Below are 25,289 nucleotides of genomic sequence, written 5' to 3'. Positions count from 1 at the left end.
CAGCAGTCTTCTTCCAACAATCCGGATCATCTCTCCCGCTTGCGCAAACCGCAAGCGGGAGAGGCATGCAGGAGCGCTGGGCCGGCGGCGCGCCTACTTCAACATCTGTGCGACGTTGTCCTTGGTGACGAGATCGAGGCCGGTGTAGACGATCTCCGGCACTTTCTCGCCCTTCTTGATGGCGAGCAGCGTGTCCATCGCCTTCTCGCCCATCTCGAACGGACGCTGACCGACCAGTGCATTGGCATAGCCGTCGCGCAGCAGCTCGAGCTGCATCTTCAGCGTATCGGCCACGACCAGCGTGAACTTGCCGGAATCGATGTCCTTCTTGTTCCTGGAAGCGAAGGCCTTGAAGCCCTCGGGAGCGAACATCGGCCAACCGCCGATCGGAACGATGGCGGCAAGGTCGGGCGTTGCGGTGCGCATGTCCGTCATTTGCTGGACCGCGAGCGCGGGATCGTCGTTGCAGAAGGTCGGGGAGCCCGCGACCTCGGTCCATTTCGAGCCCTTCAGTGCCTCGCGCACGCCATCGACGCGCTCGGCGAGGTTCTTGGCGCCGGGACCGCCCGAGACCATCGCGTATTTGCCGCCATCGGGCCGCATCTTCAGGAGCTGCTTGCCGAGAGCCAGGCCGAACTCCTTGTTGTTGGTGCCGATATAGGCGATGCGCTTGGAGCCCGGTGCGTCAGCATCGAAGGTGATGACGGGGATGCCGGCCGCGGTTGCCGCCTCGATCGACTTGGTCATGGCAGCGACGTCGGCGACCGAGATGGCGAGGCCGTCGACCTTCTGGGTGACGAAGTCCTGGATGATCTGGGCCTGCGTCGCAGGCTCATGCTCCACCGGCCCCTTGTAAATGCACTCGATGTTGCCGAGCTCCTTGGCGCGCTTCAGGCAGCCGTCGCGTGCAAAGTCGAAGAACGGATTGTTCATCGCCTTCGGCACAATCACGAAGCGGTAGTTCGCGGCAAATGCCGGCGTTGCCATCATCGCAACGGCGATGCCGGCAAGAAGAAGTTTCCTCATTGTCTCCTCCACCCTTCTCTAGCGCCCGTCCTGTCAGAAGCGTCCGGGAAGCGGACGGGCGGCATCTTGGTTGCCCTCCCGGAACGACGTCACGTCAATTCATCCGCGAGCGGATACGGTCGACCAGCACGGCAAGGATGATGATCACGCCCACCAGCGTCTGCTGCCAGTAGGAGCTGACCTGCGCCAGCACGAGACCGTTGCGGATCACTTCCAGCAGCACGCAGCCGACGATGGCCCCGAGCGGGCCGCCAATGCCGCCGGCGAGGTTGGCGCCGCCGATCACGGCCGCCGCGATCACGTTGAGCTCGTAGGATGTCGCCATGTTGGCCGGCGCCGACCCGAGCCAACCGGAGATGATGATGCCCTGGAGCCCCGCAGCGAGCGCGCAGATCACGTAGACCTCGATCTTCACCCGCACCACCGGAATGCCGGTGAGCTCGGCCGCCTTCTCGTTGCCGCCGAGCGCGAAGACGTGGCGGCCGAACGAAGTGTGGTGCAGCACCACGGCCATCGCCAGCGCGAGGATCACGAGATAAATGAAAGGCACGGGTACGCCGAGCACATCGCCCGAGGTCGCTGCGTAGAAATAGTCGGCGTCCGGTCCACCCGGAAAGCTGCCACGGCCGTTGGATACGACGTAGCCGAGCCCGCGCACGATCGAGAGCATGCCGAGCGTGGTGACGAAGGGCGACAACCCAAGCACGGCGATGCAGAATCCGTTGACGAGGCCGGCGATCAGCGCCACGCCGAGGCCGGCGACGATCGAGACCAGCAGGATCAGCCCGGGCACATTGGCGAGCACGGTCTTGCCGTCGGCCGCCATGTGCACGAACAGCGCGCCCGCGGGCGAGCCGGGCGTCGACAGCTCGGTCATCACCATCGAGGTGATCATGGCGGAGAAGCACATCATCGAGCCGACCGAGAGGTCGATGCCGCCGGTGATGATCACGAAGGTAACGCCGAGCGTCGCAATGGCGATGAAGGAAAAATTCTTCGCCACGTTCTGCATGTTGCCTTGCGTGAAGAAGTAAGGGCTGGCGAAATGCATGATCACCAGCAGCACCGCCAGCGCGAGCAGGACATAGCCGGTCTGGGAGGCGAAGATGCCGCGCTGCCACCACCTGATCTTGCCGACATTGGTGAAGGTGATCGGGGATTCCATGGGCATGGCCATCATGCCGCCTCCTTCGCGCCGGTGATGAGAGCGGTGACTTCCTCCGGTGAGGTCTGGTGGATCGGCTTGTCGGCCCGCTTCTCGCCGCGACGCATGACGATGACGCGGTCGCACACCGCGAACACGTCGGGCATGCGATGCGAGATCAGCATCACGGCGCCCCCCTGCTCCTTCAGCCGGTGAATCAGGCCGAGCACCTGCTCGACCTGGCGCACCGAGATGGCGGCGGTCGGCTCGTCCATCATCACGAGTCTGGCGTTGGACAGCCGCGTCCGCGCGATCGCGACCGCCTGGCGCTGGCCGCCCGACATCTGCTTGACGAGATCGTCGGGGCGCGTCTCCGAGCGCAGCTCGCCGAACAGCTCCAGCGCGCGCGCCGCCATGGCCTTGTGATCGAGCAAGGCGATGGGTCCGAATTTGCGCTTCAGCTCGCGGCCGAGGAAGACGTTGGCTGCGGCCGTCAGATTGTCCGATAGTGCGAGGTCCTGATAGACCACCTCGATGCCGACAGCGCGGGCATCGACCGGGCGGTTGAAGTGGACCGTGCTGCCGGCAAAGCGGATCTCGCCGTGGGTGGGGCGAAAATTGCCGGCGATGATCTTGACCAGCGTCGACTTGCCTGCGCCGTTGTCGCCCATCAGCCCGACCACCTCGCCGGGGCAGACCTGCATGTCGACGTCGTGCAGCGCGCGGATCGCACCGAACTCCTTGCCGATGCCGGTCAGCTCGAGGACCGGTGTTGCGTCGGACTTTGCCATCAGCGGTCCTCCTCAGACGTAGCGGTTGACGAGGGATTCCAGGTATTCCTGCCGGCCCGAGCGCGGCTGCGGGTCGAAGCCGGGGCTCATGGCACGGTCGGCGAGATCGGCGAGCGAGCGCTGGCCGCCGAGAATGGCGCGCCCCTCGGGGCTGGCCCACCCGTCGTAACGCCTGGCAAGCGGCTCAGTGAGAACGGCGGCATCGATCATGTCGGCGGCGGCGAGGAAGGCACGCGCGCAGGCATCCATCGAGCCGACATGGGCATGGATCAAATCGTCGGGGTCAATAGACTGACGGCGGATCTTGGCGTCGAAATTGAGTCCGCCCGAGGTGAAGCCGCCGCGGTTCAGGATCTCGTGGAACACCAGCGCAAGCTCGCCCACGTTCATTGCGAACTGGTCAGTGTCCCAGCCGAGCAGATCGTCGCCGCGGTTGATGTCGAGCGAGCCGAAGACACCGAGCGCCTCGGCGAGCGCGACCTCGTGATGGAAGGAATGGCCGGCGAGGATGGCGTGGTTCTGCTCGATGTTGAGCTTGACGTCGTTCAGGAGATCGTAGCGCTCGAGAAAGCCGTAGCAGGTGGCGACGTCGAAATCATATTGATGCTTGGTCGGTTCCTTCGGCTTCGGCTCGATCAGGATCGGTCCCTTGAAACCGATCCTGTGCTTGTGCTCGACGACGAGCGAGAGGAAGCGGCCGAGCTGGTCGAGCTCGCGCTTGAGATCGGTGTTCAGCAGCGTCTCGTAGCCCTCGCGCCCGCCCCACAGCACGTAGTTCTCGCCGCGGAGCCGGTGCGTCACCTCCAGCGCGGCGCGGACCTGGCCCGCGGCATAGGTGAAGATATCAGGGTCCGGATTGGTCGCCGCGCCCGCCATGTAGCGGCGGTGTGAGAAAAGGTTTGCGGTGCCCCAGAGCAGGCGCACTTTTGCCGAGGCCATCTTCTGTTCGAACAGATCGGCGATCGCATTGAGGTTGGCGACCGATTCCGCGAGCGTGGCGCCTTCCGGCGCCGCATCGACGTCGTGGAAGGTGAAGAACGGCACGTCGAGCAGGCGGAACAGCTCGAAGGCGACGTCAGCCTTGGCGCGTGCCATCGCCATCGCGTCGGTGCCGTGGTGCCAGGGCCGCAGGAACGTCTCGCCACCGAAGGGATCGCCGCCCGGCCAGCAGAAGGAATGCCAATAGCAGACTGCAAAGCGCAGATGATCCTCGAGCCTGCGGCCATGCACGAGCCGGTCCTTGTCGTACCAGCGGAAGGCGGGCGCGTTTGCGGCTTCCTTGCCGGCAAAGGCGACGGGTGCGCTTGCATCGAAGAATTTGGCTGACGCGTTCACTTAACGGACTCCTTCAATGCTGGATAAAGCGCGCGCCACCGCCGATAGGCCTCGTCATAGGCCGAAACGACGGATGCACGGGGCGTGAAGGTCGCGAGCCGCCGCGGACGGGTGCAGACCTCCGCTGCGGCTTCGCCGGTGGCCGCGATGCGGGCGAGCCGTGCAGCGCCGAGCGCGGCTCCGACCTCGCCTTCCTCGACGCGGTGAACGGGAATGCCGAGCACATCGGCGCAGATCTGCGCCCACAGCGCTGAGCGCGAGCCGCCGCCGACGAGATCGACTTCGGCAATCGGCCCGCTCGCCGCGCTCAGCGCCGCCAGATTGTCGCGCGCGGCAAAGGCGACGCCCTCGAGCACGGCCTGGACGATCTGGCTCCGGCCGGTCGCACCGCGCAAGCCGACAAGGGCGCCGCTGGCTGCGGCATCGTTGTGCGGCGTGCGTTCGCCATCGAGATAGGGCAGGAATCTGATCGGGCTTGGTCCATCGACGCGCTCGCCGAGCGGCGCCAGCAGCGCTGCAGCCGGCGTCTCCATCACGCCAGACAGCCAGGCCAGCGACGCTGCCGCCGACAGCATTACGCCCATCTGGTGCCAGAGGCCGGGCAGCGCGTGGCAGAAGGCATGCACGGCCGAAGCGGGCGCCGGGGCGAAGCGATCGGTGACGCGGAACAGGACACCCGACGTGCCCAGCGACAAGAAGGCGTCACCCGGTGCGATGGCGCCGAGCCCGATCGCGCTGGCCGCATTATCGCCAGCGCCGCCCGCGACCACGACATCCTTCTGCATGCCCCAGCGCCGCGCGTAATCAGGCGCGAGCACTGCGCTCACCTCACTGCCCTCGACCAGGCGCGGCATGTGGTGAAGATCGAGCCCGGTGGCATGCAGCAGCAGGGCCGACCAGCGACGCAGGCCGACATCCAGCCACAGCGCGCCGGCCGCGTCCGACATGTCCTCGACCATCTCGCCGGTGAGGCGATAGCGGACATAGGCTTTCGGCAACAGCACCTTCGCCACGCGGTCGAAGATTTCGGGTTCATGCCGCGCGACCCATAGCAATTTCGGGGCGGTGAAGCCGGGCATCGCCAGATTGCCGGTGATCGTGTGCAGCGAGGGACAGCGCCGCTCCAGCGCGACGCATTCGGCCTGCGAGCGACCATCGTTCCAGAGAATGGCCGGACGCAGCGGCCGGCCATCCTTGCCGAGCAGCGTCGCGCCATGCATCTGACCTGACAGCCCGATGCTACGAACCTGCGCAACCTCGCGCGGCTGGCGCGCAGCGAGATCGTCGATGGCGCCGATGGCCGCATCGACCCAGGCGTCGGGATCCTGCTCGGACCACAGCGGTGCGGGGTGCGACAGCGCAAGCTCGCGCGTTCCCGTCGCGACGACCGCGCCGGCTTCGCTCACGAGCACCGCTTTCACACCGGACGTGCCGATGTCGATCCCGAGATACACGTTATCCTCCCTTTTGCCTGCGGCGGTGCGCGATCTTGCGTCGCTTTCCCCGCAACGGGCCGTTCCGAAATCCGCCTGCCGCTAAGGCAGATTGTCCCGCATCACGATGTCGATCCTGATCTTCTCCTGTTCGCGCAAGATCGGCTCGCCGCGGGCGAGCGCCAGCAGCACGCGCACGGCCGCGCGCGCTTCATGTCCGGGGTTCTGCGAGATCGCAGCATCCATCACGCCCTGCAGCAGCAATCGGCGCGTCAGCGCCGTGACGTCGTGTCCGACGAACACCACCTGCTTGTCGCGGCCGGCCTCGCTCAACGCTTTGGCGACGCCTTGCGTGCCGGCGCCGACGTTATAAAGACCGACAATGTCGGCATGGCTGCCGAGCAGCTGCCCCAGCAGTTGCTCCGAACGGTCGTCCTCGTCGCGCCCTTCCAGTACGGGCAACACGCTGAGATCGGGGAATTCCGTCGCCATCACCTGGTTGAAGCCGAAGATGCGCTCGGCATGATCGCGCAGGCCCTGCGAGCCCGCGACGATCGCGACCTTGCCGGACCTTTGGCCGACCAGCCGCCCGACCAGCGCGCCGGCGGTGCGCCCCGCCGCGATATTGTCGATGCCGACATAATGGTGCCGGCGCGAGGACGGTACGTCCGAGACCAGCGTCACGACCTTGGTGCCGGCATCGACGAGATCGTTGATGGCGGCACGCACGGCGGGATGATCCAGCGCCACCACGGCAACGCCGTCGCAATCGCCCGACAATGCCTCCAGCGAGGCCGCGAGCGCGGAAGCGTCGAACACGTCGGTTGCGACCGTCTCGACGCTGAGGCGGCGGGCCGCCAGCCAGGCTGACATCTCGCCGAGATAGGCCTCGATCTGCTGCATGAACGGGTTTGGCCCCGACGGCATCACAAAGGCGAAACGGCGGGCGCGGCCGCGGGCGAGCTCGGCGGCGGCCACATGCGGCTGGAACGAATTGCGCTCGATCGCCGCCTTGACGCGCTGCACCGTGTCCGGCCGCACGCCCGGACGATTGTGCAGGACGCGGTCGACCGTCGCGAGGCTGACGCCTGCCTCGCGGGCGATGTCCTTCAGGGTCAGCGCGGTCGGGGTGAGCGTCTCGGCCATGGCTGAAGGCTAGCAGAGGTGTTTTGAGGTACGCAACTCATTTTGAGGCGACCTCGCTGATTTGCGTACCTTTGCGAGGAAGCGCGCTCCTGAGCTAACGGCGCGCCGGCGCCGACAGGTCGAGCGCCAGGAACAGGCTGTTGGGATCTTCGACATAGCCCTCGAACGGGCCACAGACGATGAAGCCGTGCGCAAGGTAGAGCGCGTGGGCCGGCTTGAAATAGTCCCACGACCCGGTCTCGAGGCTGAGCCGCGTCATGCCGCGCGCGCGGGCTTCCGCGATGATGTGGCGCAGCATCCGGCCGCCATAGCCGCGCCGCCGCGTGGTCTGCAGCGTGTGCATCGACTTGACCTCGCCGTGGCTCGCCGAAAGCATCTTCAACGCGCCGGTGGTGACCAGTGTCTCGCCGTCCCAGCCTGTCCAGAACGCGACATCGGGTGCACGCAAGCCCGCGAGATCAAGCGCATGGGCGCTGCCCGGCGCCGTCTGCGCCCGCGCGGCCGTGACGTGGTGATCGAGCAGCGCGACGACGCGGGGATCATAGGTGTCGCCGGTGCGGATCTGCATCGTGCTCGTCTCCATGCCCTGCCCTCACATCTTGCCGTAGGACGCGCCGCGCCTGATGATGATGACGTAGCGCGCGTCCTGCCTGGTTTCGTTCTCGAAGATCACGGCGCGCATCACGTCGAAATCCAGACAATCGCCCTCGCGCAGCCGCACCGCCTTGGCATCGATATGCACGGCGATCGCGCCCTCCAGCATCAGCAGCTGCTGGGTGAAGGCGTTGCGGCCCCAGGGGCTGTAGGAGACGCGGGCGCCGGCCGGAAGGTCGACGACGATGATCTCGATGCCGCTGGCCGCATCCGGCGGCGAGGCATGACGCCGGCGATAGCCGCTGTCGGGATCGCGCCAGAGCGGCTGGTCCGCAAGTCGCACCAGGCGCTCCGGCGGCTTCTCCGCCAGCGCGACGACATCGCTGAGCGTGACATCGAGCGCCGCGCAGAGCTTGTTCAGCAGCGCCGCCGTCGCACTGCTCTGCGCCCGCTCCACCCGCCCGATCATGGCCCGGCTGACGCCGGAGCGTGCCGCGAGTTCGTTCAGCGTCATGCCTGCCTGCGTCCGCAGCGTCTTCAGACGCCGACCGATCGCGCGATCGAGTTTCTGCTGGTCCATGGCCTTCATCCGAACATCACCCGACACGAGGACCGCACCCATCGGCGCAAGAGCAGCCTAGCGCGCACAGAGGCAAGCGCCGGGAGCGGGAAGACCAATATATTAGAATCTTTGCTGAGCACGTTGGGCCGATTAGGATGGGCACCAACCACACAATCACCAATCGGAGGCGACGATATGGGCGAGCCGACGCAGCGGACGATCAAAACCAACGGCATCAGCCTCAATGTCGCCGAGCAGGGTGAGGGGCCAATGGTTCTGCTCTGCCACGGCTTTCCGGAAGGCTGGTACTCCTGGCGGCATCAGCTCGAGGCGTTGGCTGCGGCCGGCTACCACGCGGTTGCACCCGACATGCGTGGATACGGAAAGAGTGACCGGCCCGAAGCAATTGATCAATACACGATCCTCCACATGGTCGGCGACCTCGTCGGCGTGCTCGAAGCCTTCGGGGCGAAGGATGCCGTCATCGTCGGCCATGACTGGGGTGCGACGATCGCCTGGCACACGGCGCGCCTGCGGCCCGATCGCTTCCGCGCCGCCGCTATCCTCAGCGTACCCTATCGACCGCGCAGTCCAGTGCGGCCGACGAGCGTCATGCCGCAGACGGCGGATGCGCAGTTCTATCAGCTGTACTTCCAGGAGCCGGGTATCGCCGAAGCGGAGTTCGAACGAGATCCTCGCGCAACGCTCCGTGCCATGCTCTTTGGCGGTTCCGGCGAAGGAGCCGCGGCGATCCGCGCCAATGCCGAGCGTCAGGGACGGACCGTTGGCGTCGGCATGGTTTCGCGCAAGGACGGAATGTTGCCGAAGATGCAGGTGCCGCTGCCCTCGTGGCTGAGCGCCGCCGATCTCGACTATTATGACGCCGAATTTACGCGCAGCGGCTTTCGCGGGCCACTCAATTACTACCGCAACATCGATCGCAATTGGGAATTGATGGGGGCCTTCGAGGGCGTGAAGGTGGTGGTGCCGTCGCTTTTCATGGCAGGCGACCACGATATGGTCATCGCCTTCCCCGGTGCGGCCGATCATCTCGCCCACATGAAGCAATGGGTGCCGCAGCTCCGCGAGATCATAATGCTGCCCGGCTGCGGACACTGGACGCAGCAGGAGCGGCCGGCGGAGGTAAACGCGGCGATCGTGGAGTTTCTGCGAAGGTTGCCGGGCTAAAGTCTTGGAGCGGGCGAAGGGAATCGAACCCTCGTATGCAGCTTGGGAAGCTGCCGTTCTACCATTGAACTACGCCCGCTTATGCGCGCTTCGCGCCCCTCCTGATTAGCCGAGACGGCGCCTCCCGCCAAGCGCTTTGGCGCGCCCGGCCCGACGGTTGTTAACGTCCTGACAAGATTCCAGATGCGCCGGATTGTGGCGGTGTTATGATTTCGTGTCTGGGGCGAAACGTGCACTGAGTGGGGCGTGTGCATGGCAGGGCGTGCTTACGCGATATTCGATACGGCGCTGGGGCGCTGCGGCATCATCTGGAGCGGCACCGGCGTGGTCGCCGTGCAATTGCCGGAGGCGCGGGAGATCGACACCCGCCGCCGCATTTTCCTGGCCCATCCCGAGGCCCGGGAGCAGCGGCCCTCCGAGAACGCCGAGCTGGCGATCGAGGGAATCGTCGGCCTGCTGCAAGGCGGCGAGCCGGATTTCTCCGACGTCAGCCTGGACGCCGGCGGGGTGCCCGGCTTCAACCGGCGGGTCTATGAGTACACCTGCACGATCCCGCGCGGGGAAACGCGCACCTACCACGAAATCGCCAAGGCACTGGGCGCCTCCGGCGCCGTACACTCGGTGGCGCAGGCGATCGCCAAAAATCCCTACATGCTGATCGTGCCCTGTCACCGGGTGCTGGAGGCCGGCAATTACACCGACCGGCTTTCCCCCTATGCCGGCATGATCTCCAGGCGGCGGCTGCTGGCGCTCGAAGGTGCCCAACCCGTCGCCAGCAAGACGCTGTTCGAGGTGCTGCTGCCCGTTGCTCCGCCCCGCGCCAGCTAAGGCGCGATCCTGATCGCACCTTAGCTTTGTTTTTTGGCATGATCTCGTCGGAAAACCGCTACACACTTTTCCGGATCATGCCTAGATAGGCCGGATGGATGCGACCACGCTGCTGACGACGCCATCGATGACGGTCTCCGAATTTCGCTGCGATGCGGGACCGGACGATACGCCGTTTCCCGAATGCCGCACCGGCCATTCCATCGCCTATGTCCGCGCAGGGAGCTTCGGCTGCCATTGCCGCGCCGGTTTCTTCGAGCTGGTGGCAGGCTCGATGCTGGTCGGCGCCCCCGGCGAGGAATACACCTGCACGCATGAGCACGTGTCCGGCGACGTCTGCCTGTCGTTCTTTCTCAGCGAGGATCTGGTCGAGACTCTCGGTGGGCAGCGTGAGGTCTGGCAGGTCGGCGCGACGCCGCCGCTGCCCGAACTGATGGTGCTGGGCGAGCTCGCTCAGACGGCAGCAGATGGCAACAGCGACCTCGGCCTCGACGAGATCGGCCAGATCCTCGCCGGCCGCTTCATTGACGTCGTCTCGGGCAAGGCGCGCAAGCCAGCCACCCCCACCGCGCGCGACCGCCGCCGCGCCGTCGAGGCTGCGCTGTGGATCGACGACAACTCGCATGCCGAACTCGACCTCGAGCAGGCCGCGCGTCAGGCGGGCCTCAGCCCATTCCATTTCCTGCGGTTGTTCTCGAGCGTGCTTGGCGTCACCCCGCATCAATATCTGGTGCGCTCGCGGCTGCGGCACGCGGCGCGGCTGCTGACTGACGACGACATCGCGGTCACCGACATCGCCTATGACGTCGGTTTCGGCGATCTCTCCAATTTCGTCCGCACCTTCCACCGCGCTGCCGGTGTATCCCCGACCAAATTCCGCCAGGCCTCGAAGGGACAGCGCAAGATTCTCCAAGAGCAGCTTGCCCTCAACTAACTAGGGTCGTCTCCGGCGCGTGCCCCCTCTCGGCACGCTTCTGCAATGGAGACGAATATGTACGACCACATCGGATTGCGTGTTGCGGACCTCGACGCTGCGACACACTTCTACACCGCAGTGCTCGCGCCGCTCGGCTATGTCCTGTGCTCGAGCGGCGACGGTTATGCCGGCTTCGGGCCGAAGGGCCAGCCGGCGCTGTGGCTGCACCTGAACAAGGGCCGGACGGCCGACGGCGCCCATATCGCCTTCCGCGCCAAGGATCATGACGCCGTCAAGGCGTTCCATACCGAAGGGCTGAGGAGCGGAGGCCGCGACAATGGCGGCGCCGGGCCGCGCAAGGACTACAGCCCGACCTATTATGCGGCGTTCTTGATCGACCCCGACGGCAACAATGTCGAGGCGGTTTGCGTGTGAGCTCTCTCCTTCGTCATTGCGAGGAGCTCTCGCGACGAAGCAATCCAGGCTGTCCCCGCGGAAACATTTCTGGATTGCTTCGCTACGCTCGCAATGACGATGCCCGTGGCACCACTTATCACAATCAAGGATACGTTCATGGCTTCCATCCGCAACGACATTCCCCTCCCCGCCTCCGCACACGATGTCTGGGACGCGGTGCGCGATTTCGGCGCGCTGCACCAGCGGCTGGTGCCGGGCTTCGTCACCGCCTGCACGCTCGACGACGATGCGCGCATGGTCACCTTTGCCAATGGTTCGGTCGCACGCGAGGTGCTGGTCGATTGCGACGATGCGCGACAGCGCCTCGTCTATGCGATCAGCAACGAGCGGCTGAAGCATTACAGCGCCTCCGTGCAGGTGATTGCCGAGAGCGATACGCGCTGCCGGCTGGTCTGGATCATCGACGTGCTGCCGAACGAGCTCGCGGCCTACATTGAAGGGCAAACGAAGGAGGCCGTCGGCGCGATCCACAGGGCATTCCCGCCCGCGGCTGCATGATTTTCGCATCGCGCATCAGTCGGCAGTCGAAAGCGCCGGCCTGATCGCAGCTTTCGCCTTGCGCGGCCCCCAGCGTGTCAGCACGACGCTGGAGCACGACAGCACGCCGAGCACGACCATCGAGCTTGCGGCCAGCCAGAAGAAGCTCTGCGCGCTGGCATCGTGCGTCGACAGCCACCAGCCGACAGCGGCGATATAGATCAGCCGCGCCGTCTGCGCCAGCACCGGGCCGATCACCTTGGCGGCGCCTTGCGAGGAGAAATACATCGTCGTTGCAAGGCCGAAGAAGGCGTAGAACGGCCCAACGGTGGAGAGATATTGATGGCTCGCCGCGCGCACGGCCACGCTGTCGGTGAACATGTTGACCCAGAGATCCGGGAACATCGCAACGAGGCACGCAGGCGCGCCGACCGCCACGAAAGCGGCCGCACTGGCGATCCAGGTGATGCGCCGGGCGCGTGCGATGCGGCCTGCGCCGATCGCCATCCCGACCATCGGCACACAGGCGATGCCGAACGAGAACGCGATCGAGGTCAGCAGAAACTCGAGCCGCGCGCCGATGCCGTAACCGGCGAGGATCGCGGTGCCGAACTTCGCCAGCATGTGAGTGAAGATCGAGATCGTCAGCACCGATTGCAGCGGCGAGAAGCAGGCGATGGCACCGACCTCGAGGATGTCGAAGAACATCGCCCATCGGATGCGCAAGCCGCGCAACCTCAGTACGATCCGCGCGCGGCCGGAGAACAGGTACCAGCCCATGATGCAGATGTTCATGGAATAGGCGATCAGCGCGCCGGCCGCGACGCCGCGCATGCCCAGCTGCGGCACCGGTCCGAGCCCGAGACCCAGCGTGCCGCCGAGCACGATCTGCCAGGCCGCGGAGTTGAGGATGAGGAACGACGGCAGCTTCATGTTGCCGGTGCCGCGCAGGACGCCCGCCATGGTGTTGAGCAACCAGGGCAGCACGGCGCCGCCGAAAAACACCTGCGTGTAGGCGATCGCATGCGTCAGCACAGCGCCGCGGCCGCCAAGTATTTCGAGCACCCTCGGTCCGAAGATCAGCATGCCCAGCATGAAGACCAGGCCGAAGCTGATGCCGATCAGCATCGCATGCACGGCGAGCGTGCCAGCGCGTTCGCGATCACCGGCGCCGAGCGCACGCGCGATGGCCGAGGCCACCGCGCCGCCCATGGCGCCGCCCGACATCGTCATGGTCAGGATCACGGTCGGAAACACCAGCGCCATCGCCGCCAGCGCCTCGACACCGAGCCGACCGACATAAGAGGTCTCCGCGATGACCACGCAGATGCCGGCCGACAAGCCGATCACGTTCGGCCAGGCGAGCGAGAGCAGCGTGCGCAGGATCGGCCCGTCGGTCAGCGCGCTCTTAACGGAGCGCGGCGGCGGCGGCAACGGGCGCTCCTGTTCACCGACCGGGATCTCGGCGATGTCCGTCATGTCCTCTCCCGGGCAGAAGCGCCATTTGCGGCGCGGCAATGAAAAGGTGTGCCAATCAATCTATTCGCGCGCAGGGCGCGGCGGGGACTTGTTAACACGGGGCGCGCCGATTCCTCCTGCGTCGGGTGCAGGCGTGCCCTGCGGCAGCGCTCCCAATCGGTGAACTTACCCGATCGTCCAGACCAGGGGCGGACGGCCAGCGGCCGCAGAGCGCATCTGCACGCCAATGTGCCGTCCGCAACCCGCGGCGAGCCCCTCGAACAATCCCGCCAGCACCTGCGCACAAGCGGGGTGATGGTCGGCGACATCGTCCATCAGCTTCCAGCTCTGCTGGTGGATTTCAAACGTGGCTTCTGATTGCGTGGTCTCGGCCGCATCATCCTGCGCGGCAAACAACGCGCTCAGGAACGATGCGAACTCGCTCGCGCCGCCGCGGGGCATCGCCAGCGCCGAGGCAACCTCGTCGAAATATTGCATGCCGATCAGCTTGCCGGTGAGATGCAGGAGATAGCCGGCATCCTCCGGACCGAACAGCTGCACCATCACGGGCGCGGCGGTGCGGACATATTCCATGGCGTAGTTGCGATAGGCTTTTTCCAGCCGCGGCTTCGGCCAGCTCGCGACCGGCAGCGCCGGTGCGGTCTTCGCATCGAACAATGGAGCTTCCAGATGCCGCGCGAACACCAGGCGCTGGTCGAGCTCGAGCGGATCGTCGTATTGATGATAATAGCCTTCGAGCCCATCCTGGCCGTCGACGCTCTGCTTGGTGCAGACGAAGCCGAGCCTGAGATCACCAAGCGCAACGCCGTTGTTGGCGTGCCAGCCGCGCAGCATCGCGCGGCTGACCTCGCCCGGCACGCCGCAGATCGCGGTGCCTTTCCAGATCCAGCGCGGCGGCGGATAGCGGATCCAGGCCTTGGTGTCGCTCTCGTACATGTATTCGACATGCACGCCGCCGATCCAGTTGGAGAGATAGTGATATTGCGCCGCAGCCACCGCGGGCGGCAGACCTTTAAGCCCGAGCTTCTCGAGCCCGGGCAGGAAACGCTCCTGCTGCTGGCGGCGGAACACACGGAAAACGAACTCGGCGGCGTCAGCGGTACCGCGCCGCGTCACGACCGTGAGAATCAGACCGGTGAAGTAGGCGTGATAGAGATCCGCGACCGCGCGCCAGCGCTTCCATTGAGCTTCCCGTGCGGCGTCAGCTTGAGCCATGTTCGCTCCCCGATCATTGTTGTGATCGAGTGTGTCACCGCCCCCGGGGACAGGCAACCTGACGCTCGCGCAGGGCGCCCTGCACGCCGGCCCGTCAATTCCGCATCACGAATTTTGCGCAAGCTTCGCCGCGCGCTCGCGCTCGACGCGCTCGGTGACGTCGCGCGCCATCGCGACCGATCCCTGCACGGACCTGCCGGCGTCACGCACCAGCGCGAAGGTCATCTCGATGTAGAGCTTGCGCCCGCTCTTGTGCAGCGCGCGGGTCAGTGTCGGCTTGCCCGCCAGCTTCATCACCCCGCTCGCCAGCGCGGCCTCGAAGCCTTTCCAGTGCGCGGCGCGCAGATGCTCGGGAATGATCAGGTCGAGGTTCTGGCCCAGCGCGTCCGCGGCGGAGAAGCCGAACAGGGCGGCGGACGCGCGATTCCAGCGCATGATCGTGCCGGAGCGATCCGAATAGATCAGCGCGTCCGCAACGTCTTCGATGATGCTTGCGTCGAGATCGGATGGATTGCTCATCTCGTCACCTCGCATGGGGCCCTGATTTGCGTCGCGTCCTGACACACATTCGGTGTCATCGGTCGCCTTGTGCGCACCTGCGCACTGCGGCGGGCGATCCAGCATTCCGAGGCGTCAGTGATCAAATCGAGAGGCTGCGGCGTACTGATGCCCCGGTCAAGCCGAGGCATGACAGTAGAGGGTGTCGTCACACCCGGAAATGCTTCGATAGTTTGAGGCCCTGCGCCTGGTAGTTGGAACCGATGCGCTGGCCGTACATCGCGTCGGGGCGGGCGAGCATCTTTTCATAGACGAGGCGGCCGACGATCTGGCCGTGCTCGAGGATGAACGGCACTTCGCGCGAGCGCACCTCAAGCACGGCGCGCGCGCCCTGCCCGCCGGCGCCGGCATAGCCGAAGCCGGGGTCGAAGAATCCGGCATAGTGCACGCGGAACTCGCCCACCAAAGGATCGAACGGCACCATCTCCGCGGCGTAGTCGGGCGGCACCTGCACAGCTTCCTTGGAGGCGAGGATGTAGAACTCGCCGGGATCGAGGATGAGGGTGCCGTCGGGGCGGGCCGAGATCGGCTCCCAGAAGTCTTCGACCGCATAGCCGGAGCGGCGATCGACGTCGACGACACCGGTGTGGCGCTTGGCGCGATAGCCGACGAAGCCGCTCGCCTTCTCGCCGGAGAGGTCGACGGAGACGGCGACACCGCCGGAAAGGTCGGCATCGTCGATGTCGACGAGACGCTCGCTGGCGTGCAGCGCATCGAGCTCGTCGGCATTGAGGATGGCATCGCCGGTGCGGAAGCGCACCTGCGACAGGCGCGAGCCTTCGCGCACCAGCACCGGAAAGGTCTTCGGGCTGATCTCGGCATAAAGCGGGCCATGATAGCCGGCGCCGATCATGTCGAAGCGGCGGGTGCCGTCGGCGATCACGCGCGTGAAGACGTCGAGCCGGCCGGTCGAGCTTTTCGGATTGGCGGCAGCGACGATCTCCGGCGGCAGCGCCAGGCTTTCCAGCAGCGGCACGATGTAGACGCAGTTGGTCTCCAGCACCGCGCCGTCGGCGAGGCTGAACTCGTGCAGCTTCAATTCATCGATGCGTTCGGCGACCGTGGCGCCGGGACCTGGCAGGAAGCTGGCGCGGACGCGATAGGCGATATCGCCCAGACGTAAATCGAGGCTCGCCGGCTGGATCTGGCTTTCGACGAAGTCGTATTCGGGCAGGATGAGGCCCGCTTCCGCCATCGCCGCGATCATGCGGTCGGGCAGGATACCATTGGCGTCGGCGGCGACCGTGAACGTCAACCGGGGGTCCTCATCAGGGCTCGCTTGCATCCCAACATGCGGGAAATATCAGCCTTTTACGGCTAGCCGATGGATGTCTTGACGGAAAGGGCATTGCGGAATATGAGCATCACTTATCCCGTGGTGATTTGAGCCGGCCGGCTTGCAGCCACGTTAAATAAATCGCTAAACAGGCCGGGGACCTCTGTGATCCCGGCCAGTGGAGATATCCAGGCCGGTTTTTTTGTGACCGTTTGCGTGTCGAATGGTCATGTCGGAGGGTCCTATGTCGAAGTCGCCTACCAACTACCGTCCCGAAACCCGCCTGGTCCATTCCGGGACCCTGCGCTCGCAATTTGGCGAGACGTCGGAGGCGCTGTTCCTCACCCAAGGCTACGTCTACAACAGCGCCGAGGAGTGCGAGGCGCGGTTCAAGGGCGAGGACCCCGGCTTCATCTATTCGCGCTACTCCAACCCCACCATCGCGATGTTCGAGCGCCGCATGATCGAGCTCGAGGGCGCCGAAGCCGCCCGCTCGGCGGCGACCGGCATGGCCGCGGTGACGACCGCGATCCTCGCACCGCTCAAAGCCGGCGATCACGTCGTGGCTTCGCGCGCCCTGTTCGGCTCGTGCCTCTACGTCATCCAGGACTTGTTGCCGCGCTACGGCATCGAGACCACGCTGGTCGACGGGCTCGATCTCGACCAATGGCAGCGCGCGCTGAAGCCCAACACGAAAACGTTCTTCCTGGAGAGCCCGACCAACCCGACCCTCGACGTGCTCGACATCCCCGGAATCGCCGAGATCGCGCACAAGGGCGGCGCGCGTCTCGTGGTCGACAACGTGTTCGCGACGCCGATCTGGCAGAGCCCGCTCGCGCTAGGGGCCGACGTCGTGGTCTATTCCGCGACCAAGCATATCGACGGCCAGGGCCGCTGCCTCGGCGGCATCATCCTGTCGTCGGAAGCCTTTATCGCCGAGCACATCCACAATTTCATGCGCCAGACCGGCCCCTCGATCTCGCCGTTCAATGCCTGGGTCCTGCTCAAGGGCCTGGAGACGCTGGGCGTGCGCGTGCGCGCGCAGACCGAGACCGCAGCGCGCATCGCCGAGGTGCTGGCGAGCCATCCGAAGATCTCGCGGCTGGTCTATCCCGGCCGCGCCGATCATCCGCAGGCAGCTTTGGTGAAGAAGCAGATGCGCGGCGGCTCGACCCTGGTCGGCTTCGAGGTCAAGGGCGGCAAGCAGGCCGCGTTCCGCGTGCTCAACGAATTGAAGCTGGCGAAGATCTCGAACAATCTCGGCGACGCCAAGAGCCTCGTCACGCATCCGGCGACGACGACGCATCAGCGCCTGAAGCCGGAGGACCGCGCCGCCCTCGGGATCAGCGAGGGGTTCATTCGCCTCTCCGCGGGGCTCGAACATGCCGACGATCTGATCGAGGATCTGACGGCGGCGCTGGAGAAGGCGTGAATGGCGAATGGCGAATAGTGACTGGCGAATAGGTCGATCTATTCGCTACTCGCCATTCCCTATTCGCCCTCTCACATCGGCCGGTACGTCCGCACGTCCGCGGGCACGTTCACCCCGAGCTTGATCTGGCCGACGGAACGAATGATGTCGTCACCCAGCAGCTGAGCGAAGCAGGCATAGCCCCAATCGTTCATGTGCAGGCCATCGGCGATCACGAAGCCCTCGACCGGAATGGCCTGCTTCTCATGCCAGTCGCGCATCACCTCGAAGCGTGGGAAGATTCCGACGTGACGGAGCTCGGCGACCTTGCCGAGCAGCTTCACCATCTTGCCTGCGCTCTCGGCGCGCTGGTTGACGGCCGGCGAGTATTGCGGATCGACCAGCACGATGTCGGCGCCGCCCGCGGCCTGGATGCGGCTGATGCCGTCCTCCACCATCTTGGCGGTTTCGCCGGGATCGAGATTGCGCAGCACGGCGTTGGTGCCGACCTGCCAGATCACGAGATCCGGATGCCTGTCGATCACCTGCGTCTGGAGGCGCTTCATCATCTCGGGGGCGTCCTCGCCGCCGACGCCGGCATTGATGACGCTGATGTCGGCGGTCGGATAGTGCCGGCGCAGCTGCGCGGCGAGACGATTGGGGTAATTGAACTCCGGCGAGCTCGCGCCGAACCCTTGAGTGGACGACGAGCCGAACGCGACGATGACGACGGGCAGGCCGGCAACGAGCTTGCCAGCAACGTGCGGCAGCGAGCCCATCGCCTTCGAACCGTCCTTTGGCGGCTGGCAGGGCACACGGTTGAAGATGTCGCTGGCGGATTTGGCGGCCTGCTTCACCTTGTCGATGGCGCGCGCCGTGATGCCGCGCTGCTCGGGCGACGTCGCAGCGACGGTGGTCTGGGAGGGCGAAGTGGAAGCGGGATCAGCCGACTGCGCGGGGGCGGGTGTTGCCTGGGCGGCTGGCGTCTGGGCATGCGATTGCAGGGCCGGCGTCAGCAACAACAGCGCTGCGGCTGCGGGCGCGGCCAGCCATGTCGTCAGGCAAAAAGGGCGGAGAGAACTCATTAACGCTAGACCTCAATTCTGCTGCTGGGCCGGCTCGAGACGGGCTGCGTCGAACACGAACTGTGCCAACGCCCGGCCAAGGCAATCATGGACCTGTTTCGCCAGTTCGGGCCCGCGGGACGGGCTGAACAGGTCGAACTGCCCCTGATCATTCCACTGCCGCATGATCGCGAAACGATCGAACAGCGGAATACCGTGCTCCTGCGCTACCACCCGCATATTATCGAGAAAAGGCTGCGCCGAGATCATGGTTTCAGTGCGTGGACTATACTGCAGATTCATCAAGACGACGTCAGCCCCCGCATTTTGCAACGCAGCAACCCCTTCGGTGACGGCACTGCGAAACTCGTCGGGATCGCTGGCGCGGATAGCGTCCACGGTCCCAGTCTGCCAGATGACCAACGTAGGTGTTTTTGCTTCCATCAGCTTAACGAAAGTGGAGGCGGTCTCCTCTGCCGTTTTCTTGCTCTGTATTTCTACGGAGACATGCACCACCTCCGGCGGCGGCAGCTTCTCCTTGAGGATCGCCTCCATGCGCGCCGGGTACGAGCTGTTTTCCGAAGATGGAATGGTCGTCGAGCGGCTGCCGATGACCAGGATCTCGAGCGGCTTGCCGGCCTTGACGGCAGCGGCGACCCTCGGCAGCGGGCTTTCGCTGGTCAGCAGATAGGCCGGCAATTCGCAGGAAGGGGGCGCGGGGGGAGCCGTGGGCGCAGCATCGCCCGCGCGCGCCACAGGCGCGGCGACGCATAGCAGGATCAGGCTCAGGAGAACCTTCGCCTTCATCAGCCCCCTCCCGCCAGATCGGCGTTGCCGACGGCGTTTTTGGTCTTCGCACCGCTCTTGTCAGCCACGCGCTTGTACCACGAAATGACCCAGGCCACCCCCCACATGATCAGGACTCCGGAGAGACTAATCAAGGCATGCATGGCTGCACCGCCTGAGACTTCGGCCAGGATGAAGTGGCCGGCGAAAGCAAGGAAGACGCCGAGACAGAAGATCTCGAGGGAATGCTGGCCGCACAGGATCAGCGGCCGCAGCCAGGGCGACTTCAGGCCCGGCCAGTCCCGCGGCAGGAAGCGCACCGTGAGCGCGGCCAACGCCAGGAAATGCGTGAAGCGCAGCACGTCGAGATCGGTCTTGTTGATCGGATACATCCATTGCTCGATCAGCTTCGGCATGAACTGGGAAAGCTGCGGCACATACCAGGTCAGCGTCACGTAGAACGACGCGACGAGATAGGCGATCGCCAGCCACATCGTGACGCGTGACGACAGAATACGCGACATGCGGCGCGCACCTCCGAGCGCGCACCATGCACCGAACACGAACAGCAATTGCCAGGCAAAGGGATTGAAGGCCCAGAAGCCGTTCGGATAGGCCGACAGATAGAGATCGTACTCCCAGGTGACCGCGTAGAGCAGGACCGAAAGGCCGAGGGTGACGTCGGGCCGCCATTTCATCGACCACAGGATCAGGGGCAGCGCCAGCATCAGCACGATGTAGAGCGGCAGCACGTCCATGTTGACGGGACGGAAGCGCAGGAGCAGCGCCTGCACGATGGTGACGTCAGGCTGCTTGAGGAAGTCCATGATGCCCATCTCTTCGGTGTAGAGCGGGTTCTCGAACCTGGTCGCTACATAGGAGATTTCGGCAAGGAAGATCGTGAACAGGAAGACGTGGGCAACGTAGATCTGCCAGACCCTGCGCAGGATACGCGCGGTGGCGATGACGACGCCGCTCTCCAGCATCGCGCGGCCGTAGACGAAGGCGGCGGTGTAGCCGGAGATGAAGATGAATATCTCCGTAGCGTCGCTGAAGCCGTAATTGCGGATCGTGAACCAGGTCAGCAGACTCGGCGGCAGGTGGTCGATGAAGATCAGCCACAGCGCGAGCCCGCGGAACAGATCGAGCCGGAGCTCGCGCTCGCCGATGGCGGGCAGTGTGATGGCCGGTGCGGCAGCGCGCGGCTTGGTCCCTGCGGGTCTGGCCTCCGCGGTCCCCGCGATCGTCGATCCGGTCACTTGGTCGGCAATGGTCATGGGGGGCCTAAGAACCCTTCGGCAAAACGCCACGTTGAAAGAATGTAAGGGTCCCGCCGTCGTCTCGCAAAGCGGCCCGGATCGTACACGGGAATCTCCCTCTGGGGGGTGTCCTTCCCTTCGAATTCTGGCGGGACGATGTCGCCAAAGCCGTCTGTGGCGTTTGGTTCCGGGGACGGATTTGGCTATTATAGCAGCCATGTACCGCGCCGTGACCCGCCAGATCGAAGTGACCGTCGAGCCGAACTTTGTTCCGGAGCAGTCGTCGGCCGACCGCTCGCGCTATTTCTGGTCCTACACCATCGTCATCACCAATTCGGGCGAGGAGACCGTGCAGCTCAAGACGCGGCACTGGATCATTACCGATGCCTCCGGCCGCCAGCAGGAGGTGAAGGGCGAGGGGGTGGTCGGCGAGCAGCCGATCCTGGCCCCCGGCGAGCGCTTCGAATACACCTCCGGCGTGCCGCTCTCGACCGCCTCGGGCTTCATGACCGGCCGCTACCAGATGGTCAGCGAAACCGGCGAGCGCTTCGAGATCGACGTGCCGACGTTCTCGCTCGACAGTCCCGACAACAAGCGGGTTTTGAATTAGGGGGCGAGTTCGCGGCAACACTCACAACTGTCATGCCCCGGCTCGACCGGGGCATCCAGTACACCGCGGCCTCTCGCTTCGATTAGCATCGTCTCGGAGTACTGGATCGCCCGATCAAGTCGGGCGATGACACCGCGCGTGGGGCACTGCTCCACTCGTCAATTGCGAGTTCAGCGACGGAGACGCTACGCGCCCTCCACGCCCGCCTCGTGCGGCGTGAACTGGTACACCGACGAGCAGAACTCGCAGGTGACGACGACCTTGTCGTCCTTGACCATCGCGGCGCGGTCGTCGGGCGAGAAGCTCTTCAGCATCGCGGCGACCGCATTGCGCGAGCAGGAGCACTGCGCCTTGAGGACCTGCGGATTGAACACGCGCACGCCGCGCTCGTGGAAGAGACGGTAGAGCAGCCGCTCGCCCGAGAGTTCGGGATCGATCAGCTCGACGTCTTCGACGGTCTCGATCAGCGAACGCGCCTCGACCCAGGCGTCGTCTTCGGCCACACTGTGCACTTCGACACCTTCAGGCGCATCGCCGGGATGCAGATCGGCCTGACGGGCGCGCTCCGGCGCCTTCGGCAGAAACTGCATCAGCATGCCCCCGGCCCGCCAGCGATGTTTGCCGCCGTCGCTCGAGCGCCACTCCTCGCCGACCGCAAGTCGCACGCGCGTCGGGATCTGCTCGGAGCGGAGAAAATATTCGTGCGCGGCGTCTTCCAGGCTGCCGCCGTCGAGCGCAACCAGGCCCTGGTAGCGGCTCATGTCGGGGCCCTGGTCGATGGTCATTGCGAGATGGCCGCGGCCGAGCAGCGCGCCGGACTGCATGCCGGCGTCCCTGGCCTCGCCGAGGCGCTCGGCGTCAAAGCGCGCATAGGCGCGCAGGCGATCCGGCGCCATGTAGTCGACGACCAGGAACGACACCGGACCGTCGGTCTGGGCCTGAAGAATGAAGCGACCTTCGAATTTCAGCGCGGTGCCGAGCAACGTCGTCAGCACGATGGCTTCACCGAGCAGCTTGCCGACGGGTGCGGGATAATCGTGCTTGGTCAGGATATCGTCGAGAGCCGGGCCGAGCCGCACCAGCCGCCCGCGCACATCGAGCGCGTCGACCTCGTAAGGCAGCACGGCATCGTCGATCGGAACCGCCGATGGTGCGCGAACCGGGCCTTCTGGCCTGGTTTTCATGTCAGGGGATTGGGAAACCATGGCGCTCTATCTGGGGTCGGAGAGTGGGGATTGGAAGGGGCACGGAGATGGTGTGTTCCGGATGCGGATTGAACGGTAACAAGCCGCCTCAAATTCGGTGTCGTCCCGGGGCGCGCGAAGCGCGCAGCCGGGACCCATAACCACAGGATGACGTTGTGACCGGCGATGACAACTCCGAGTCTTCGCCAAACTCAATCCTGTGGCTATGGATCCCGGATCGGCGCGCCGCTGCGCGGCGCTTGTCCGGGATGACAGCGGAGAATGGGGCCATCAAGGCCGGCCCCACCACCGCAATTACTTCACCGCGTCGAAGCACCAGGCCAGAATGCCCTTCTGCGCATGCAGGCGGTTCTCGGCCTCGTCGAACACGACCGATTGCGGACCGTCGATCACGTCATCCGTGACCTCCTCGCCGCGATGGGCCGGCAGGCAGTGCATGAACAGCGCATCGGGCTTGGCCAGCGACATCAGCTTGGCATTGACCTGGTAGGGCTTGAGCACGTTGTGGCGATGCTCGCCCTCTTTGTCGCCCATCGACACCCAGGTGTCGGTGACGACGCAATCGGCGCCGCGCACGGCCGCTTCCGGATCGGTGCCGAGCACGATCGGCGCGCCTGACGTCTTGATCCAGTCGCGCATTGCCTTCTTCGGCGCGAGCTCCGGAGGCGTTGCGACGTTGAGCTGGAATTTGAAGCGCTCGGCGGCATGCGCCCAGGACGCCAGCACGTTGTTGTCGTCGCCGGTCCAGGCCACCGTCTTGCCCTCGATCGGGCCGCGATGCTCCTCATAGGTCATGAGGTCGGCCATCACCTGGCAGGGATGCGACCGCCGCGTCAGGCCGTTGATCACGGGCACAGTCGCATAGGCCGCAAGCTCCAGCAGCGCCTCGTGATTGAGAATGCGGATCATGATGGCATCGACATAGCGCGACAGCACCCGCGCGGTGTCGGCGATGGTCTCGCCGCGACCGAGCTGCATCTCGGCGCCGGTGAGCATGATGGGCTCGCCGCCGAGCTGGCGCATGGCGACATCGAACGACACCCGCGTCCGCGTCGATGGCCGCTCGAAGATCATCGCCAGAGTCTTGCCTTCGAGCGGCCTGACCGGCTGGTGCGCCTTCTGCTTCGCCTTCATGGCCGACGAGGCGGCGAGCATGCTCTTGAGCTCCGACAGCGGCAGCTCGTTGATGTCCAAAAAGTGCTTTGGAGCTTTATTGGGCGTCTTGCTCATCAGCTTGCCGCCCGCTTGGTCTGGCTGGACAAGATTGCAGCGCAGGCGCGTTCGAGCCGCCCGACGCTGTCTTCGATCTCCGCCTCGGTCACGATCAAGGGCGGCAGGAAGCGCACGACATTGTCGCCGGCTCCGACGGTGAGCAATTTCTCGGCGCGCAGCGCCGCGACGAGATCGCCCGAGGGCACCACGGCCTTGATGCCGATCAGGAGCCCCTCGCCGCGCACCTCGCTGACGACATCGTGATGGCGATCGATCACGGAGGCGAGCTTCTGTTTCAGCAGCAGCGACATTTTCTGCACGTGGTCGAAGAAGCCGGGCTTGAGCATGACGTCGAGCACGGCGTTCGCAGCGGAGATGGCGAGCGGATTGCCGCCGAAGGTCGAACCGTGCGAGCCCGGCCCCATGCCGCGCGCAGCGTCGGCGGTGGCGAGCACTGCGCCGATCGGGAAACCGCCACCGAGCGCCTTCGCAAGCGACATCACGTCGGGCACGACGCCGGTGCGCTTGTAGGCAAAGAGTTCGCCGGTTCGGCCCATGCCGGTCTGCACCTCGTCGAAGGCGAGCAACAGGCCGCGCTCGTTGCAGAGCTCGCGCAGCGCCTTCAGGAACGCGGGAGGCGCAGAACGAACGCCGCCCTCGCCCTGGATCGGCTCGATGAGAATGCCGGCGGTGTGCGGGCCGATCGCCTTCTTCACGGCCTCCAGGTCGCCATGCGGCACCTGGTCGAAGCCGTCCATCGGCGGACCGAAGCCCTCGAGATATTTTGCAGAACCGGTGGCGGCCAGCGTCGCCAGCGTGCGGCCATGGAAGGCGCCCTCGAATGTGATCATGCGATAGCGCTCAGGGTGCCCCTTGGAGAAGTGATGGTGGCGCACCAGCTTGATCACACCTTCCAGCGCCTCGGCGCCGGAATTGCAGAAGAACACGAAGTCGGCAAAACTTTCATTGCACAGACGCGCCGCGAGCTTCTCGCCGTCCGGGCTCTGGAACAGGTTCGACATGTGCCAGAGCTTCGTCGCCTGCTCCTGCAACGCCTTGACCAGCGTGGGATGCGCATGACCGAGCGCATTCACCGCCACGCCGGAGGTGAAATCGAGATAGCGATCGCCATTGGTCGCGATCAGCCAGCAGCCTTCTCCGCGCTCGAAACCGAGGTCGGCCCTGGCGAAAACGGGGAGCAAATGCGGCGCGGCGCTGTTGGTCATGACGTCACTTGAATGTTGCGGACGGTGTGACGCGTGCATTGCGCAACGCACCATTGACCGGCCCGGAAAAC

Annotated in this window: 25 protein-coding genes, 1 tRNA gene and 1 riboswitch; of the genes, 7 read left to right on the top strand and 19 right to left on the bottom strand. The window is 65.3% G+C overall.

The window, feature by feature from the left end:
- Positions 1–93: 93 nt before the first annotated feature.
- From IVB23_RS23255 to IVB23_RS23220, 8 genes are all read right to left on the bottom strand, one after another.
- Positions 94–1,026, bottom strand: a complete 933-nt coding sequence (locus IVB23_RS23255) for a sugar-binding protein (protein ID WP_061879645.1) — start codon at positions 1,024–1,026, stop codon at positions 94–96.
- A gap of 94 nt (positions 1,027–1,120) precedes the next feature.
- Positions 1,121–2,203, bottom strand: coding sequence for an ABC transporter permease (locus IVB23_RS23250; RefSeq protein WP_061879646.1), 1,083 nt, complete (start codon positions 2,201–2,203; stop codon positions 1,121–1,123).
- The gene (locus IVB23_RS23245; protein WP_247800181.1) at positions 2,203–2,961 is read right to left on the bottom strand and encodes an ATP-binding cassette domain-containing protein; all 759 of its coding nucleotides are present in this window, start codon (positions 2,959–2,961) and stop codon (positions 2,203–2,205) included. The genes IVB23_RS23250 and IVB23_RS23245 overlap by 1 nt, the downstream gene beginning before the upstream one ends.
- A gap of 12 nt (positions 2,962–2,973) precedes the next feature.
- Positions 2,974–4,296 carry a xylose isomerase gene (gene xylA, locus IVB23_RS23240; protein WP_247800180.1) on the bottom strand — a complete coding sequence of 441 codons (1,323 nt, stop codon included), beginning with the start codon at positions 4,294–4,296 and terminating at the stop codon, positions 2,974–2,976.
- On the bottom strand, positions 4,293–5,750 hold the full coding sequence (xylB, locus tag IVB23_RS23235; RefSeq protein ID WP_247800178.1) for a xylulokinase: 1,458 nt from the start codon (positions 5,748–5,750) through the stop codon (positions 4,293–4,295). Before xylB ends, xylA begins: the two co-directional genes overlap by 4 nt.
- Before the next feature lie 81 nt (positions 5,751–5,831).
- Positions 5,832–6,875, bottom strand: coding sequence for a LacI family DNA-binding transcriptional regulator (locus IVB23_RS23230; protein ID WP_061879650.1), 1,044 nt, complete (start codon positions 6,873–6,875; stop codon positions 5,832–5,834).
- A 94-nt stretch (positions 6,876–6,969) separates the two neighbouring features.
- Positions 6,970–7,443, bottom strand: coding sequence for a GNAT family N-acetyltransferase (locus IVB23_RS23225; protein WP_061879721.1), 474 nt, complete (start codon positions 7,441–7,443; stop codon positions 6,970–6,972).
- 24 nt (positions 7,444–7,467) lie between these two features.
- Positions 7,468–8,049 carry an XRE family transcriptional regulator gene (locus IVB23_RS23220; protein ID WP_247800177.1) on the bottom strand — a complete coding sequence of 194 codons (582 nt, stop codon included), beginning with the start codon at positions 8,047–8,049 and terminating at the stop codon, positions 7,468–7,470.
- 177 nt (positions 8,050–8,226) lie between these two features.
- On the opposite strand from IVB23_RS23220, the gene IVB23_RS23215 reads away from it, so the two are divergent.
- The gene (locus tag IVB23_RS23215) at positions 8,227–9,219 is read left to right on the top strand and encodes an alpha/beta hydrolase (protein WP_247800175.1); all 993 of its coding nucleotides are present in this window, start codon (positions 8,227–8,229) and stop codon (positions 9,217–9,219) included.
- Between the two features lie 5 nt (positions 9,220–9,224).
- Here IVB23_RS23215 and IVB23_RS23210 read toward each other — a convergent pair.
- Positions 9,225–9,298: transfer RNA gene (locus tag IVB23_RS23210), tRNA-Gly, on the bottom strand.
- A 173-nt stretch (positions 9,299–9,471) separates the two neighbouring features.
- Between IVB23_RS23210 and IVB23_RS23205 the strand changes: the two genes are divergently transcribed.
- The 4 genes from IVB23_RS23205 (at position 9,472) to IVB23_RS23190 (ending at position 11,938) form a co-directional block, all read left to right on the top strand.
- Positions 9,472–10,047: a methylated-DNA--[protein]-cysteine S-methyltransferase gene (locus tag IVB23_RS23205; RefSeq protein ID WP_247800174.1), complete on the top strand. Its 576-nt coding sequence runs from the start codon at positions 9,472–9,474 to the stop codon at positions 10,045–10,047.
- A gap of 94 nt (positions 10,048–10,141) precedes the next feature.
- A complete protein-coding gene (locus tag IVB23_RS23200) occupies positions 10,142–10,981 on the top strand; it encodes an AraC family transcriptional regulator (RefSeq protein WP_061879653.1) in 840 nt (279 codons plus the stop codon).
- Positions 10,982–11,038: 57 nt separating this feature from the next.
- Positions 11,039–11,398, top strand: a complete 360-nt coding sequence (locus tag IVB23_RS23195; RefSeq protein WP_061879723.1) for a VOC family protein — start codon at positions 11,039–11,041, stop codon at positions 11,396–11,398.
- Positions 11,399–11,536: 138 nt separating this feature from the next.
- Positions 11,537–11,938 carry an SRPBCC family protein gene (locus IVB23_RS23190; RefSeq protein WP_247800172.1) on the top strand — a complete coding sequence of 134 codons (402 nt, stop codon included), beginning with the start codon at positions 11,537–11,539 and terminating at the stop codon, positions 11,936–11,938.
- A gap of 15 nt (positions 11,939–11,953) precedes the next feature.
- Here the strand turns inward: IVB23_RS23190 and IVB23_RS23185 are convergent, their stop codons facing one another.
- The 4 genes from IVB23_RS23185 to IVB23_RS23170 all read right to left on the bottom strand — a co-directional run bounded on the left by IVB23_RS23185 (position 11,954) and on the right by IVB23_RS23170 (position 16,424).
- On the bottom strand, positions 11,954–13,396 hold the full coding sequence (locus tag IVB23_RS23185; RefSeq protein ID WP_247800169.1) for an MATE family efflux transporter: 1,443 nt from the start codon (positions 13,394–13,396) through the stop codon (positions 11,954–11,956).
- A 165-nt stretch (positions 13,397–13,561) separates the two neighbouring features.
- Positions 13,562–14,611 carry a hypothetical protein gene (locus tag IVB23_RS23180; RefSeq protein WP_197969057.1) on the bottom strand — a complete coding sequence of 350 codons (1,050 nt, stop codon included), beginning with the start codon at positions 14,609–14,611 and terminating at the stop codon, positions 13,562–13,564.
- A 105-nt stretch (positions 14,612–14,716) separates the two neighbouring features.
- A complete protein-coding gene (locus tag IVB23_RS23175) occupies positions 14,717–15,130 on the bottom strand; it encodes a PAS domain S-box protein (protein WP_247800167.1) in 414 nt (137 codons plus the stop codon).
- Between the two features lie 187 nt (positions 15,131–15,317).
- Positions 15,318–16,424 carry a 2'-deoxycytidine 5'-triphosphate deaminase gene (locus IVB23_RS23170; RefSeq protein WP_247800166.1) on the bottom strand — a complete coding sequence of 369 codons (1,107 nt, stop codon included), beginning with the start codon at positions 16,422–16,424 and terminating at the stop codon, positions 15,318–15,320.
- Between the two features lie 110 nt (positions 16,425–16,534).
- Positions 16,535–16,614: riboswitch (SAM riboswitch) on the top strand.
- A 75-nt stretch (positions 16,615–16,689) separates the two neighbouring features.
- Between IVB23_RS23170 and IVB23_RS23165 the strand changes: the two genes are divergently transcribed.
- Positions 16,690–17,877: an O-succinylhomoserine sulfhydrylase gene (locus IVB23_RS23165; RefSeq protein ID WP_247800165.1), complete on the top strand. Its 1,188-nt coding sequence runs from the start codon at positions 16,690–16,692 to the stop codon at positions 17,875–17,877.
- Between the two features lie 71 nt (positions 17,878–17,948).
- On the opposite strand, the gene IVB23_RS23160 is transcribed toward IVB23_RS23165, so the two are convergent.
- Genes IVB23_RS23160 through IVB23_RS23150 form a run of 3 tightly spaced genes read right to left on the bottom strand, consistent with a single transcriptional unit; the run spans position 17,949 to position 20,983 of the window.
- Entirely contained in the window at positions 17,949–18,941 is a 993-nt protein-coding gene (locus tag IVB23_RS23160; protein WP_061879658.1) for an SGNH/GDSL hydrolase family protein, read from the bottom strand.
- 12 nt (positions 18,942–18,953) lie between these two features.
- Positions 18,954–19,727 (bottom strand): lipolytic enzyme, encoded by a 774-nt coding sequence (locus tag IVB23_RS23155; RefSeq protein ID WP_061879659.1) that lies wholly within the window; start codon positions 19,725–19,727, stop codon positions 18,954–18,956.
- Entirely contained in the window at positions 19,727–20,983 is a 1,257-nt protein-coding gene (locus IVB23_RS23150; RefSeq protein ID WP_028179013.1) for an OpgC domain-containing protein, read from the bottom strand. Before IVB23_RS23150 ends, IVB23_RS23155 begins: the two co-directional genes overlap by 1 nt.
- 199 nt (positions 20,984–21,182) lie before the next feature.
- Between IVB23_RS23150 and apaG the strand changes: the two genes are divergently transcribed.
- On the top strand, positions 21,183–21,575 hold the full coding sequence (apaG, locus tag IVB23_RS23145; RefSeq protein ID WP_024337101.1) for a Co2+/Mg2+ efflux protein ApaG: 393 nt from the start codon (positions 21,183–21,185) through the stop codon (positions 21,573–21,575).
- Positions 21,576–21,760: 185 nt separating this feature from the next.
- Here the strand turns inward: apaG and IVB23_RS23140 are convergent, their stop codons facing one another.
- From IVB23_RS23140 to IVB23_RS23130, 3 genes are all read right to left on the bottom strand, one after another.
- Positions 21,761–22,759, bottom strand: a complete 999-nt coding sequence (locus IVB23_RS23140; protein WP_247800164.1) for an Hsp33 family molecular chaperone — start codon at positions 22,757–22,759, stop codon at positions 21,761–21,763.
- A gap of 315 nt (positions 22,760–23,074) precedes the next feature.
- On the bottom strand, positions 23,075–24,010 hold the full coding sequence (argF, locus tag IVB23_RS23135; RefSeq protein ID WP_061879661.1) for an ornithine carbamoyltransferase: 936 nt from the start codon (positions 24,008–24,010) through the stop codon (positions 23,075–23,077).
- The gene (locus IVB23_RS23130) at positions 24,010–25,218 is read right to left on the bottom strand and encodes an aspartate aminotransferase family protein (RefSeq protein WP_247800163.1); all 1,209 of its coding nucleotides are present in this window, start codon (positions 25,216–25,218) and stop codon (positions 24,010–24,012) included. The genes argF and IVB23_RS23130 overlap by 1 nt, the downstream gene beginning before the upstream one ends.
- Positions 25,219–25,289: the final 71 nt, after the last annotated feature.

This window comes from Bradyrhizobium sp. 191 (assembly GCF_023100985.1).
GTDB lineage: Bacteria > Pseudomonadota > Alphaproteobacteria > Rhizobiales > Xanthobacteraceae > Bradyrhizobium > Bradyrhizobium diversitatis.
Note: the sequence above shows the minus strand (reverse complement) of the source record. Positions and strands in the feature narration are given on the sequence as shown.